General features: G+C 40.0%; 14 protein-coding genes and 1 pseudogene. 4 read left to right on the forward strand and 11 right to left on the reverse strand.

The features are described from left to right. The first annotated feature begins 17 nt into the window (after window positions 1-17). Both RM553_RS06245 and RM553_RS06250 read left to right on the forward strand, forming a co-directional pair. Window positions 18-299 carry a Sec-independent protein translocase subunit TatA/TatB gene (locus RM553_RS06245; RefSeq protein ID WP_311534096.1) on the forward strand — a complete coding sequence of 94 codons (282 nt, stop codon included), beginning with the start codon at window positions 18-20 and terminating at the stop codon, window positions 297-299. Window positions 300-312: 13 nt separating this feature from the next. Further along, window positions 313-873, forward strand: coding sequence for a phosphatase PAP2 family protein (locus tag RM553_RS06250; RefSeq protein ID WP_311534097.1), 561 nt, complete (start codon window positions 313-315; stop codon window positions 871-873). Window positions 874-881: 8 nt separating this feature from the next. Here the strand turns inward: RM553_RS06250 and RM553_RS06255 are convergent, their stop codons facing one another. Beyond that, window positions 882-1,523: an O-methyltransferase gene (locus tag RM553_RS06255; RefSeq protein WP_311534098.1), complete on the reverse strand. Its 642-nt coding sequence runs from the start codon at window positions 1,521-1,523 to the stop codon at window positions 882-884. A gap of 93 nt (window positions 1,524-1,616) precedes the next feature. Here RM553_RS06255 and kynU point away from each other — a divergent pair, with 93 nt between their 5' ends. Continuing rightward, entirely contained in the window at window positions 1,617-2,900 is a 1,284-nt protein-coding gene (kynU, locus tag RM553_RS06260) for a kynureninase (RefSeq protein WP_311534099.1), read from the forward strand. A gap of 42 nt (window positions 2,901-2,942) precedes the next feature. Here the strand turns inward: kynU and RM553_RS06265 are convergent, their stop codons facing one another. From RM553_RS06265 to RM553_RS06290, 6 genes and pseudogenes are all read right to left on the reverse strand, one after another. Then, window positions 2,943-3,611: a hypothetical protein gene (locus RM553_RS06265; protein WP_311534100.1), complete on the reverse strand. Its 669-nt coding sequence runs from the start codon at window positions 3,609-3,611 to the stop codon at window positions 2,943-2,945. Between the two features lie 63 nt (window positions 3,612-3,674). Beyond that, window positions 3,675-4,433: pseudogene (locus RM553_RS06270) on the reverse strand (SDR family oxidoreductase). 81 nt (window positions 4,434-4,514) lie between these two features. After that, a complete protein-coding gene (locus RM553_RS06275; protein WP_311534101.1) occupies window positions 4,515-4,670 on the reverse strand; it encodes a lmo0937 family membrane protein in 156 nt (51 codons plus the stop codon). A gap of 158 nt (window positions 4,671-4,828) precedes the next feature. Continuing rightward, window positions 4,829-6,376, reverse strand: coding sequence for a cryptochrome/photolyase family protein (locus RM553_RS06280; RefSeq protein WP_311534102.1), 1,548 nt, complete (start codon window positions 6,374-6,376; stop codon window positions 4,829-4,831). Window positions 6,377-6,394: 18 nt separating this feature from the next. Beyond that, a complete protein-coding gene (locus RM553_RS06285; protein WP_311534103.1) occupies window positions 6,395-7,054 on the reverse strand; it encodes a flavin reductase family protein in 660 nt (219 codons plus the stop codon). A gap of 72 nt (window positions 7,055-7,126) precedes the next feature. Continuing rightward, entirely contained in the window at window positions 7,127-7,372 is a 246-nt protein-coding gene (locus tag RM553_RS06290) for a hypothetical protein (RefSeq protein ID WP_311534104.1), read from the reverse strand. Between the two features lie 201 nt (window positions 7,373-7,573). Here RM553_RS06290 and RM553_RS06295 point away from each other — a divergent pair, with 201 nt between their 5' ends. Next, complete coding sequence (locus RM553_RS06295; protein ID WP_311534105.1) at window positions 7,574-8,920, forward strand: FAD-dependent oxidoreductase; 1,347 nt, start codon at window positions 7,574-7,576, stop codon at window positions 8,918-8,920. Between the two features lie 13 nt (window positions 8,921-8,933). On the opposite strand, the gene msrA is transcribed toward RM553_RS06295, so the two are convergent. From msrA to RM553_RS06315, 4 genes are all read right to left on the reverse strand, one after another. Continuing rightward, window positions 8,934-9,590: a peptide-methionine (S)-S-oxide reductase MsrA gene (gene msrA / locus RM553_RS06300; RefSeq protein ID WP_311534106.1), complete on the reverse strand. Its 657-nt coding sequence runs from the start codon at window positions 9,588-9,590 to the stop codon at window positions 8,934-8,936. A gap of 13 nt (window positions 9,591-9,603) precedes the next feature. Then, window positions 9,604-10,182 carry a hypothetical protein gene (locus RM553_RS06305; protein WP_311534107.1) on the reverse strand — a complete coding sequence of 193 codons (579 nt, stop codon included), beginning with the start codon at window positions 10,180-10,182 and terminating at the stop codon, window positions 9,604-9,606. Between the two features lie 182 nt (window positions 10,183-10,364). Beyond that, window positions 10,365-11,144 (reverse strand): zinc ribbon domain-containing protein, encoded by a 780-nt coding sequence (locus RM553_RS06310; protein ID WP_311534108.1) that lies wholly within the window; start codon window positions 11,142-11,144, stop codon window positions 10,365-10,367. Between the two features lie 2 nt (window positions 11,145-11,146). Continuing rightward, window positions 11,147-12,241: a Nif3-like dinuclear metal center hexameric protein gene (locus tag RM553_RS06315; protein ID WP_311534109.1), complete on the reverse strand. Its 1,095-nt coding sequence runs from the start codon at window positions 12,239-12,241 to the stop codon at window positions 11,147-11,149. Between the last annotated feature and the right edge of the window lie 41 nt (window positions 12,242-12,282).

A 12,282-nucleotide genomic window follows, 5' to 3' on the forward strand; every position in this document is an offset into this window, starting at 1 on the left:
TTTATATTTGTTGTGTTATGTTGATACTTCCATTATTCATCAGCGGAGCTGAAATTGCCTTTATAATGTTTATTCTGGTAATGGTATTTGGAGCTGATAAAATTCCGGAAATTGCCCGAGGCCTTGGGCAGGGAATGAAAACACTCCGCAATGCATCTAACGATATCAAGAGTGAAATTCAGCGAAGCGCTGAAAAACAGGGCATAGATAAAAATCTGTCCAAAGACATCAAAGGGGAGATTGATAAGGTGAAAGAGGATATAGATGAAATAACCGGATCGGTAAAGCGTAGATTTTAATCCGCTTTTATAGATGTTGGAACAATTAAAACAGTGGGATAGGGAATTATTTATTTATTTGAACAGTCTGGGAGTTGAGTCTTATGATGATTTCTGGATCTTTGTTACCCAACCCGAACACTGGATTCCACTTCATATCTTATTTTTCGCATTGTTCTTCCTTTCTTTTCATTGGAGAAAGGCTGTTTTAACCTCACTTTTCCTGCTTGCCGCAGTTTTTACCACCTGGGGATTCACAAATGTTGTAAAGGGGATAGCGCTTAGGTTGCGTCCTAATAATACTCCGGACCTGGTGGAGGTTATTCGTATTTTACAGGAACCCACTAACTACAGTTTTTTTTCGGGGCATGCTTCTACTTCTTTTGCAGCAGTAACTTTTATTGTTTTAGCCCTAAAAGAGAAATCCAACTGGATCTTCCTGGCCTACATCTGGCCTATAATTTTTGTACTCAGTAGGATATTTGTGGGCGTACATTATCCCGGCGACATTTTAGTTGGAGCTCTGGTAGGGGTAATTATGGCGCATATTTTCTTCTGGCTCTACCAAAAATCGGGTAAACGTTTTTATATCTAGTATTCTGTTTATTTTCTTCTGCTTAAGGTAAGGCCATCCCTTATAGGTAAAATAACAGTTTCAATACGTTCATCTGTGGCCAGCATTTTATTATACTTCAACAAAGCCATTGTAGATTCATCATCTGGTTTTATATCTTTCACAACCTTTCCGCTCCAAAGAACATTATCAGAAAGAATAACACCTCCGGGATTAAGTTTCTCTATAATTATTTCGAAATATGCAGGATAATTGGGTTTATCGGCATCTATAAAAATCAGGTCGAAATTATCCTCAATCTCCGGGATGATTTCTACAGCATTTCCCAGGTACTGTTTTATTTTCTCCCGGTATGGCGAGGCATCAAAATATTTTTTCTGAAAATCGAAAAGCTCTTCATTTATATCTATAGTATGTAAAATGCCATTTTCGGGAAGTCCTTCCGCAAGGCTTAAAGCGGAATATCCTGTATAGGTCCCTATTTCTAAAATGCATTGAGCCCTAATGATTTTGGACAAAAGGCTAAGTACCCTTCCCTGGTAATGGCCGCTAAGCATACGGGGTTGTAGAATTTTTTGATGTGTTTCCCGGTTAAGTTTAGCTAAAAATTCCGGCTCTTTTTGGGAATGTTGCGTTATATATTCTTCTATATCCCGAGGTAGAAAATCCATAAGATCATTTTTTACAAAGCTACGTAAATTGGTTCTGCAATTTCAATGGCTAATTTATTCCTGAAATTGTATTTTTACCGAAAACCGCACAATATGAAGTTTGAAAACAGCCTGGAAATCGCCAGGAAAATGGATTCTGAAGATGAATTAGCCAAGTATCGCCATCAGTTTATCTTTCCGCAGGTAAATGGAAAGGACGTGATTTATTTTGTTGGTAATTCCCTTGGCCTGCAGCCGAAGACCGCAAAAAATTATGTAAATGAGATTATGCAGGATTGGGCCAATTTAGGAGTGGAAGGACATTTTCGTGCTGAAAAATCCTGGTGGGATTATCATGAGCGGTTTTCAGGAAAACTGGCGAAAATTGTTGGGGCGAAAGCTTCTGAAGTAACTGTAATGAATACTTTAACAGTAAACCTTCATTTGCTGATGGTTTCATTTTACCGCCCTTCAGGAAAAAGGTTCAAAATCTTATGTGAAGAAAAAGCTTTTCCCAGTGATCAATATATGTTGTCAAGCCAGGTTAGGCTGCATGGTTATCAACCTTCAGAAGCTATAGTGGAAGTAAGGAAAAGGGAAGGTGAAAACAATTTCCGTACAGAAGATATCCTGAAGAAAATAGAAGAGGTGGGAGAGGAGCTGGCGCTGGTACTTATTGGCGGGGTAAATTACTATTCCGGGCAGGTGTTTGATATGGAAAGCATAACCAAAGCTGGCCATGAAGCCGGTGCAATAGTGGGCTGGGATTTGGCGCATGCCGCCGGAAATGTAAAACTAAAATTAAGTGAATGGAATGTAGATTTTGCCGCCTGGTGCAGTTATAAATATATGAATTCCGGGCCGGGAAATGCTTCCGGTTGCTTTATAAATGAAAAATATCATAATATAAAAGATATGCCCCGGATGGAAGGCTGGTGGGGACATAATAAAGACCGCCGTTTCCTTATGGAACCTGAGTTTCAACCCGAGCCAGATGCCAATGCCTGGCAAATAAGCAATGCCCCCGTATTGGCGCTTGCTCCATACCTGGCTTCGCTGGAAATGTTTGATGAGGTGGGAATGCCGGCCTTGATTAAGAAAAGAAATAGAATTGTGGCGTACCTGGAATTTGTACTACATGAAATAGATAAAGAAGTAGACAGCACTTTTGAAGTAATTACACCTTCAAATCAAAACGAACGAGGGACGCAGATTTCTGTTTTTCTACATGGAGAAGGTCGGGAGCTCTTTAATTATCTTATGAAGAATGGAGTATATATTGACTGGCGGGAGCCAAATGTGATCCGCCTGGCACCGGCACCTTTTTACTGTTCATTTGAAGATGTTTATAATTTTGGTCAGATCTTAAAAAGAGGCATTACGGAAATTCATAGTTAATACCTGATAGGGTTTTTTAGGTGATATTGTTATATCTGAAGTTTATTTTACAGCAATATCATCAAAGAAAAGCTCAAAACTGCCATCAGGAGACTTGTGGTTTTTTGCTATTTTCAGTCCGTTAAAGTCCTCGTAATTTTCCCAGGTAGTAGCCATTTCCCTGTTGCCGTCCGCTGCTTTGTAAACCCATTCCCGTAAAATCAGGTCATCATCATAGTAAATGTCATAAGTGTCGCCGGGAGTATATCCGCCATCTCCGGTATAGGAAACGGTAAGCTTGTCCATTTTTTCACCGCTTATAGGAGCGGTGGCATTTTCTTCTTTAGAAATATCAGCATCAGACCATACCAACTGATAAGGGAAAAGCAGCCAATAGGTGTCGTTTATAAATTTTTGATCTGCGCTCTTTTCATCTTCGTTAAGCTCCCCGTCCCGCTTATAGGTTGTGGAAGTATTATTTTCGGTAAGTGTAACTTCATCGGTTTCTGGTTTCCACTGCCAACTCCGTTGTGATCTTAGACTATCCTGGACCTTAACATTAAAGGTGAAATTAATTTGCTCTACATCATTAAATTTATCCAGTCCATTGGCTTTTGCAATTTCACGGGCAATAGCTGGTCTTTCTGCAGAAGCAACCGAATCTCCGTTGTTATTATTTTTACATCCCGTGGCCAGGATTATCAGTAAAGTGAAGATGAGGAGGTTTTTCATTTTAAAGGATTTTTACTGCGCTTTGCAACATTGTTTTCATCTAAAGGTAGCAAATTAAACTTATCAAATAGCATTTATACTCATACCACCATCGGCAACAATGTTTTGTCCTGTGATATAGGAAGATTTATCCATTGCTAAAAATGAGATAATAGCGGCCATTTCTTCTGCCCGGGCAATCCTTTTAAGTGGAGTGCGCCGTAGAATAGGTGCTATCTTTTCCTGTTGCTCAAGGTAAGTTTTTGTAAGTGGTGTTTCCGTAAACCAGGGTGACATGGCATTCGCCCTTATCCCGTCTTTAGCCCATTCCACCGCCAGACTACGTGTTTGCTGCAATAAGCCTGCTTTAGACATGGCGTAAGGGGCACCCGTGCCCACATCCTGTATTGCTGCTGAAGAGGCTACGTTAATTATAGAGGAATTTCCTGATTGTTTAAGGAATGGATATAATTTGCGGCTTAATTGAAAGGGAGCGATAAGGTTTATCTCCAGCACCTTCCGGTACTCTTCTTCAGAATAATCTGCTGCCTTTTTCCTGATATTTATCCCGGCATTGTTTACCAGGATATCCAGGCTGCCCCAGTTTTGTTCAATCCAGTTTACGAGCTTTTGCTGGTCTTCCTGCAGGCAACAATCTGAAGCGATGCCAGTGGCTGGTAAATTTTATTCTTTTAATTCATCTTCAAATATCTGTACTTCTTCAGTATTTCTGGCGGTAAAAAGTACTTCTGCCCCCAAATCCAGAAAACTCAGTACAGCTGCTTTTCCAATACCTTTTGTTCCTCCCGTAATAACAGCTTTCCTGTTTTTTAAATTCCACATAATTTTTTTAATGAAGATAAAGTTTCTTTAGTAAATAGAAAACCCTCCGGAATGCAGAGGGTTTTTAAGAAAGTTCAATTATTAAAGCCTTCGTCCTGTCAACAATTTGTACAGAATAAGAATTACTGCCACCACAATAAGAATGTGGATAATGGCACCTAAATCCGGAAAGGCGAAATAGCCTATAAGCCATCCAATAATTAATAGTACGATAATAAGCCAAATTAGATCTCTCATAATTGTTGGGATTAGGCAACTTTCGTCGCGTATTGGTTAATAAAAGGTCCTTTGCAAGTGCTTATACTGCTATTAGGCGCGTATTAAGCGAGTTGCATTAACGAAGTTATATAATCAATCAATCAAAAGTTAAAGTTTAACTCCTGTTTAACTTGCCGCTAGTAATTATCCGGGTTTTCCCGTATACTTAAAGCACGGGTATGTATGTCTTCCATTTCTTCAGAAGATTTTTTATCCAGCAGGCTCATCATCATCTTCATCCTTTGGTTGTCTCTAAAATATTCTCTTTTTTCATCAAGAAAATTCCAGTAAAGGCTATTAAACGGGCAGGAGTTTTCGCCGGTTTTTTTCTTTACATCATAATGGCAGTTTTTGCAGTAATTGCTCATCTTATTGATGTAGCTGCCACTGGACACGTATGGTTTTGTAGCCACGATCCCGCCATCGGCAAACTGGCTCATTCCGCGGGTATTGGTGATTTCTACCCATTCTATGGCGTCAATGTAAATTCCCAGGTACCAGGCATCAACTTCATTTGGATCGCACTGTGTTAGCAGGGCAAAATTTCCAGTGATCATTAGCCTTTGGATGTGGTGGGCATAAGCTTTTTCAAGGCTTTGTTTTATAGAGTGATGCAAACAATTCATTTTTGTGTTTGCAGTCCAGTAAAACTGCGGTAGGGGAGCCTTATTTTGGAGTTTGTTTCTCTGCGCATAACCTGGCATTTCTTTCCAGTAAATTCCCCGCATATATTCCCTCCAGCCCAGTATCTGTCTTACAAAGCCTTCTACCTGTGAGATATCAATTTCCTCATGATGCTCATGCCAGTAATCTACAACCGAATTAATAACTTCCCTTGGATTGATCATTTTGGAATTCATACTAAAAGAAAGCCTGGAATGAAATAAGAAAGCTTCTTTGGTATGCATGGCATCCTGAAAATCCCCAAAATGAACCAGCAGGTTTTTGCAGAAGTAATTTAGGACAGAAAGTGCCTCTTCCCGGGAGGTGGGCCAGCTGAATTTTTTTGCATCAATGCTGCCCATAGTTTTAATTCCGGCGGCTTCAATTTCTTCCACAATCCCGGAAATCTCTTTGCTGAAATCTTTTTCAGGAGGAATGTCCGCCTCTCCTTTCCATTTTTGCCTGTTGGATTTATCGTAGTTCCATTTTCCTCCTTCCGGGTCTTTGGAGTTCAGCATCAGGATGTGATGTTTTTTCCGCATGTAGCGGTAAAAATATTCCATCGTCAACTCTTTTTTGCCTTCGTAGAACCTCGTTAGTTCTGTTCTGCTGGTAAAAAAGTGTTCTGTATCAAAAACTTCAGAAGGAATATCTAGATTTTTGCATATTTCATCAAGCTGTTTATCCAGGCGATATTCATCCGGCAGCTGATATTCAAATTTGCTAAAATTGTGTTTTTTGATAAGTTGCTGAAGGTTAAAGGCCAGGTCCTGCTTATTTCCTTTATCGTTAATGCTGAAGTAAAGCACCTTATGTTCCCGCTTGCGCAGGTAAGCTGCAAAATTTCTCATGGCGCTGAAAAAAGCAGCGATTTTCTGAATATGGTGCACCACATAATTGGTTTCCTGGCGCATTTCCATAAAAACATAGATCTTGTTTTCCTGCTCTTCCTTAAACCAACTATGATGGTGATTGAGCTGATCTCCCAGTATTAATCGAAGTGTTTTTTCATTTTCAGCCATGAATCCGGGACGAAATTTTTAATTTTCAGCCGAGCTTTTATTTTTAAAGAAGGATTTTATTTCCTGCCCGGGCCGGGCATAATGAAAACGGTCGAGGAGGCTGGGCAAAGCATAGCCATCCAGCCCGTTCACTGCCACTGTACCGGCATCATCCAGTCTAAGCCAACCATCTGGCGCCTGTATGCTTTCATCAAAATAAATATGTTCAATAGACGCAACTACCAGCAGAGTGTTGTTTTCTTTAATATGATACTCATTACGATATTTGCAGCCCAATTTTACTGTTGACTGCTTAACGTAAGGCGCAAAAAAATCATCCAGATATTCTTCCTCAAGACCTGTTTTTTGAAATTCGGAAACATCTTCATCATACTTCGCGGCGGTTTGATGGGCGCTTTCAATCATGTTCTCTTGTACATGGTTTACCGTGAAACAGGAACTTTCTTTTATATTTTTATAAGTATTCCTGGGGACATGGGTTGGGCGGGTCACAAAGCCAAGGAGCGCGGGATCGCTCCCCAGATGGGTGACAGAACTAAAAACGGCCACATTTACTAGATTGTTCCTGGATTTAGTAGCAATAAGGTTGGCAGATTTATATCCTGTGCAGCTGTTGATTAGATTAAGCCGGAAAATTTTTTCCATCCCCTTAATGTCACCGGCAGTAATATGTTTCATGAAAAGATTAGTTGATTAATGCACCTCAAGTTACTAATCACTCACAAAAATGTCTGTTAATGCTTTTTTAATTTAGTCCTGATTTTCCAGTTTATTAATCTTCATTTCAAAAGCATCAATGGCCTGCCTCACTTCATCTACATTGTCTGATGCCTTTTGATGCGCGGCATCCATGGCGTTTTCCAGGTCTTTGTCCGGGTTCTGAAAAAGGTCTGTGATTACATGGTTAATTTTATCAATAACGCTTTCCTGGCTGTTCCTTATATCTTCCAGTTTGCTAAGGGTGGCACGCATTTGATCCAGTTTTTGTTGGTCCATAAGTAAATGTTTTTTGAATTTCTTTAATTTAAGCATTATTAGCTGATAATTATTCATTTTAACCCATCTAATTCTGTTAATCGGGAAGCAGGAGGTGTTTTTGCTTATTTATAGTTGCCATACAAGTATCCATGGGAAAAGCATCTCAGAATTAATGAGTATTTTCGCAGAGAGATCTTTATCCTCTGAGAACAGAAGCAAATGCAGGAACAAAAAAATATTGCAGTTGTTGGCTCCGGACTTGTTGGTTCGCTGCTTGCGCTGTATTTAAAAAAAGCCGGCCACCAGGTAACAGTTTTCGACCGCAGGCCAGATGTTAGAAAAGTTGAATTTTCCGGAAGGTCCATTAACCTGGCAATGTCCGATCGTGGCTGGAAAGCCCTTAGAACAGTTGGTATAGAGGAAGAAATCCGAAACCTTGCGCTGCCCCTGGACAAAAGGGCCATGCATGTAAATGATAAGCCGCTTTACTTCCAGAAGTATGGAAAAGAGGGAGAAGCGATTTTCTCCATTTCCCGGGGAGTCTTAAACCGAAAGATGATTGACCTTGCTGAAGATGCCGGTGTGAAATTCCGCTTTGAGGAAAAAGTTTGGGATATAGACATGCCTGAAGCAAAATTATATACCGGGGAAACGGAAAAGAGCGAGTGGAAGGAATATGATTTTGAGCTTATTTTTGGAGCAGATGGGGCTTTCTCCCGCATCCGGCACAAAATGCAAAGGCAGAGCCGTTTTAATTACTCCCAGCATTTTATTGATGTTGGTTATAAAGAGCTAACTATTCCTGCCAATGAAGATGGCAGCCATAAACTGGACAATGCTTCCTTCCATATCTGGCCGCGGGGGGAATTTATGCTTATTGCCATGCCAAATCTAAATGGCAGTTTTACGTGCACACTTTTTATGCCTTTTGAAGGGGAATATTCCTTTGACACCATTACCACGGAAGAAAAAGCAGATGATTTTTTTGAAAAATTCTTTCCCGATATCAAGGCTGAAATTTCTAATTTAAAGCGGGACTTTTTCAAAAATCCTACAAGTGCAATGGTAACTATAAAATGTTTTCCCTGGGCCTTTAATGATAAAATTGCCCTTGTTGGAGATTCGGCACATGCCATTGTTCCATTTTACGGGCAGGGCATGAATGCTGGTTTTGAAGATATTTCTGTTCTTTTTGACAAGATGAAGAAGCATGAAAATGACTGGGAGAATATTTTTAAAGCATATCAAAAGGAAAGAAAGCCAAATGCCGATGCCATTGCGGAGCTTAGTTACCAGAACTTTATCGAAATGAGCAGGAAAACGGCAGATCCCGAATTTCTTCTTCGGAAGAAAATAGAAAAGCGTTTTGGTGAAAAGCATCCTGAAAACTGGATTCCACTTTATTCCAGGGTTACCTTCTCAGATCGTCCTTATGCTGAAGCCCTTGCTATAGGGGAAAGGCAAAGAAGGATAATGGATGAAGTGATGAAAACCGAAAATATTAAGGAAAAATGGGATCAGCAGGAAATTGAAGAAAAGATCCTTAAACTTCTTGCTGCACGATAACTCCATTTTTCACTTAATGCGCTCCTTCTTTTAAAAGTTCAGGGAATTTGTTTTTAAACCTGTTGATTCGTGGAATAGAAACATTCTGTATATATGGATTTTCCGGATGGCTTTCTTCATAATTCTGGTGGTAAGCTTCGGCTTTCCAGAATTTCTGAAATGGAAGGATTTCTGCAGCGATAGGTTCGTCATATTTTTCTGCTACTTCAGCTTTTACCTCTTCTATAATTTCTTTTTGTTCCTGGTTCTGGTAAAATACGATAGACCTGTACTGCGAGCCAATATCCGGGCCCTGCCCGTTTACCTGCGTGGGATCCTGTGATCCAAAATATACTCTTACAAGCGTTCTGAAATCTACAACATCTGGATCATAAATCACTTCAACAGATTCTGCATGGCCGGTACGGCCGGTATTGCTTTCTTCGTAGGTTGGATTTTTGGTGTGGCCGCCGGCATAGCCGGAAACAGCTTCTTCCACGCCCTGCACGCTCTCGTAGATTGCTTCCACGCACCAGAAACAACCGCTGGAAAAATAGGCCCTTTCCAGTCCATCCTGGGCTGGAACTTCCACGGGTTCTGCATTGGCGATTTCGGGTTTGGTTGCAGAATTGTTTTGCCCGTTTCCACAGGACATAAATAAGAGTAAGAATATACTCAGGAAACTTCTCATAGCTTTTTAATTTTTATAATTTTCTTTCGTAAGTTCCTTCCAGCGCCTTCTTGCCGTAAATAGCATAGTCTACGGCTAGTTCTCCATTAATACTGAAGCCTTTCCAATCCAGTTCCACCTTCCCGTTTTCCTGTGGTTTTAGCACTGCCACGGGTTCATTTTTATCGAATTGGTCCCAGGGAAGTTCATTGCTGTTGTTTTCTTCAGAAGGGCCGGTGTAGAAAATATTAATACTTTCGCCGGCTTTCTCAAATCTGGAATTAATGTACATTTCATTTTCCACCAGGCATATTGTTGAAGTGCCCGTAAGTTTTACATCCAGGCAATAACAATGGCAATTGGAAGTTGCATTTTCTCCGATCTTTATATAATTCCCTGCCTGTATGGCTGGAGATGATTTGCTTTCGCGGGAAACTTCGGGATTTTCTTCATCCTGGTAGATTTCATCTTTCTCAACGGGAACTCCGGGACCTACAGCATTATATTCACTATTTTCCGGGTTCTCTTCTAATTCATTCCCACTATTGTCTCCGTTGTTTTTACAGGAAAGCAATACAAGAAAAAACATCAGGCTGTACAATTTTAATTTCATCAGTAGTTGTTTCTGTTATTAAAGGTAAGCCTTTGAGGAAAAAATTATGTAAAAGTCATGTTAATCCCTGTGCTACAGGGAATGTGGGGGCCGGGCATAAAAAACTGCCTGGAAATTTTTGCTTCAGATCAAGGATCCTACTGTTATTTTCAGGCAGTTTAAATTTTAAAAGAAGGTGTTCTTTAGAACTTCTTGAAAAGGGAATCCATTTTTTCCTGCTCTTCCCTTGCTAAATCTTCGTCAACAAGAATTCTACCGCTATGTTCATCAGTAATAATTTTCTTGCGGCCTGCAATTTCCATTATTACCTGCGGAGGAATGGTAAAATAAGAACCTCCTGAGGCGCCACGCTCAACCGGAACAATGGCGAGGCCATTTTTTACGTTGGTCCTTATCCTTTTATAAGCTTTTACCAGGCGCTCCTCGATATTTTGTTCATATTCAGCAGATTTATCAATTAGAGCCTGCTCTTCTTTTTCAGTTTCAGCAAGAATCTCATCCAGTTCATTTTTCTTATGATCAAGATGTTTTTTTCTCTCGTCCAAACGTTCCTGGGTTTGCGCAATCACTTCTTTCTTTTGTTCAATTTGCGCTTTGTATTCCTTTATATGCTTTTCGGCCAGTTCTATTTCCAGCTCCTGGAATTCAATTTCCTTACTCAGGGCATTAAATTCACGGTTATTGCGCACATTTTTCTGCTGCTCAGAATATTTTTTTATTGTAGTTTTTGCTTCATCAATAAGATTTTTCTTAGTCTTAATGTCGTTCTCTACAACTTCAATATCTGCCTCTAATTTTTCCAAACGTGTGTTCAATCCTGCTACTTCGTCTTCTAAATCTTCAACCTCCAAAGGAAGTTCGCCTCTTACGTTTCTAATTTCGTCAATTCGGGAATCGACTAACTGAAGATCGTACAGCGCTCTTAACTTCTCTTCTACAGTAACATCGTTTTTTTTTGCCATAGTTAAATATACTTGATTGGATTGGTGTTTGTGTCTCCTAAAATAAGTGCAAAATTACTAATTTTTTTGCTAAGAAAAGAATATAGTAAATTTTTTGTGAATTGCTCACTTTCATAGTGTCCAATATCGGCTAAAACAAGTTTTCCTTCAGCTTTGTAGAAATCGTGATATTTAAGATCTGCTGTTGCATACACATCGGCACCGGCACGCTTCGCATTTTCTATGGCAAAGCTGCCGCTCCCTCCCAGTACAGCAATCTTCTTTACCGGTCTGCCCCGCAATGCAGAATGCCGCACCACTTCAGCATTAAAAACAGATTTTAAAGATTCTAAAAATTTTTCTTCTGATATTTCCTCTTGCAGTTCGCCAATCATTCCCATTCCCAGGTGCTGGTGCCGGTTTTCTAAAGTAATTACCTCGTATGCGACTTCCTCATAAGGATGGCTGCTGAAAAGTGCCTGGAGGATTTTTGATTCCAGGTGAGATGGGAAAGTGATTCCTAATTGCATTTCCTCTTCAAAATGTATTTTTCCTTTCTCACCAATGGCTGGGTTTGCATCTTGATTTGGGCGAAAACTGCCGCTGCCCTTCAGGTTAAAGCTGCAATTATCGTAATTTCCTATGCTGCCGGCACCGGCTTTAAAAAGCGCATTTCTCACCTTCTCTGCATTTTCTACGGGAACAAAAGTGGTGAGTTTTTTAATGCTCCCTTTCTGCGGGATAAGGATTTTCCTGTTTTTCAGCTCAAGTTTTTCGGCAATCATATTATTTACCCCTTTATACTGGTTGTCCAGTGCAGTATGAATGGCATAAATTGCAATATTATTCTGGATGGCTTTTATTACCGTGCGTTCCACGTAATTTTTCCCGTTCAGTTTTTTTAGTCCTGCGAATATTATTGGGTGAAAACTAATGATGAGATTGCAGTTTTTCGCGATTGCTTCATCTATAACACTTTCAAGCGTATCGAGGGTGATTAGCGCACCGTTAACTTCAGTTTCTTCATCTCCCACAAGCAATCCCACGTTATCAAAATCTTCAGCATAATTTAGCGGCGCAAATTCTTCTATATGTTCTATAACTTCCTTTATAAGCATGTTTTTCTCTTTTTGCATAGGTTGTTTCGGTACTTTCAAAG

Source organism: Autumnicola tepida (assembly GCF_031846485.1).
Lineage (GTDB): Bacteria > Bacteroidota > Bacteroidia > Flavobacteriales > Flavobacteriaceae > Autumnicola > Autumnicola tepida.

Coding starts and splice junctions, on each gene's coding strand:
- RM553_RS06245 (WP_311534096.1), top strand. CDS start 18: ATGTTGATACTTCCATTATTCATCAGCGGAGCTGAAATTGCCTTTATA.
- RM553_RS06250 (WP_311534097.1), top strand. CDS start 313: ATGTTGGAACAATTAAAACAGTGGGATAGGGAATTATTTATTTATTTG.
- RM553_RS06255 (WP_311534098.1), bottom strand. CDS start 1,523: ATGGATTTTCTACCTCGGGATATAGAAGAATATATAACGCAACATTCC.
- kynU (WP_311534099.1), top strand. CDS start 1,617: ATGAAGTTTGAAAACAGCCTGGAAATCGCCAGGAAAATGGATTCTGAA.
- RM553_RS06265 (WP_311534100.1), bottom strand. CDS start 3,611: ATGAAAAACCTCCTCATCTTCACTTTACTGATAATCCTGGCCACGGGA.
- RM553_RS06275 (WP_311534101.1), bottom strand. CDS start 4,670: ATGAGAGATCTAATTTGGCTTATTATCGTACTATTAATTATTGGATGG.
- RM553_RS06280 (WP_311534102.1), bottom strand. CDS start 6,376: ATGGCTGAAAATGAAAAAACACTTCGATTAATACTGGGAGATCAGCTC.
- RM553_RS06285 (WP_311534103.1), bottom strand. CDS start 7,054: ATGAAACATATTACTGCCGGTGACATTAAGGGGATGGAAAAAATTTTC.
- RM553_RS06290 (WP_311534104.1), bottom strand. CDS start 7,372: ATGGACCAACAAAAACTGGATCAAATGCGTGCCACCCTTAGCAAACTG.
- RM553_RS06295 (WP_311534105.1), top strand. CDS start 7,574: ATGCAGGAACAAAAAAATATTGCAGTTGTTGGCTCCGGACTTGTTGGT.
- msrA (WP_311534106.1), bottom strand. CDS start 9,590: ATGAGAAGTTTCCTGAGTATATTCTTACTCTTATTTATGTCCTGTGGA.
- RM553_RS06305 (WP_311534107.1), bottom strand. CDS start 10,182: ATGAAATTAAAATTGTACAGCCTGATGTTTTTTCTTGTATTGCTTTCC.
- RM553_RS06310 (WP_311534108.1), bottom strand. CDS start 11,144: ATGGCAAAAAAAAACGATGTTACTGTAGAAGAGAAGTTAAGAGCGCTG.
- RM553_RS06315 (WP_311534109.1), bottom strand. CDS start 12,241: ATGCTTATAAAGGAAGTTATAGAACATATAGAAGAATTTGCGCCGCTA.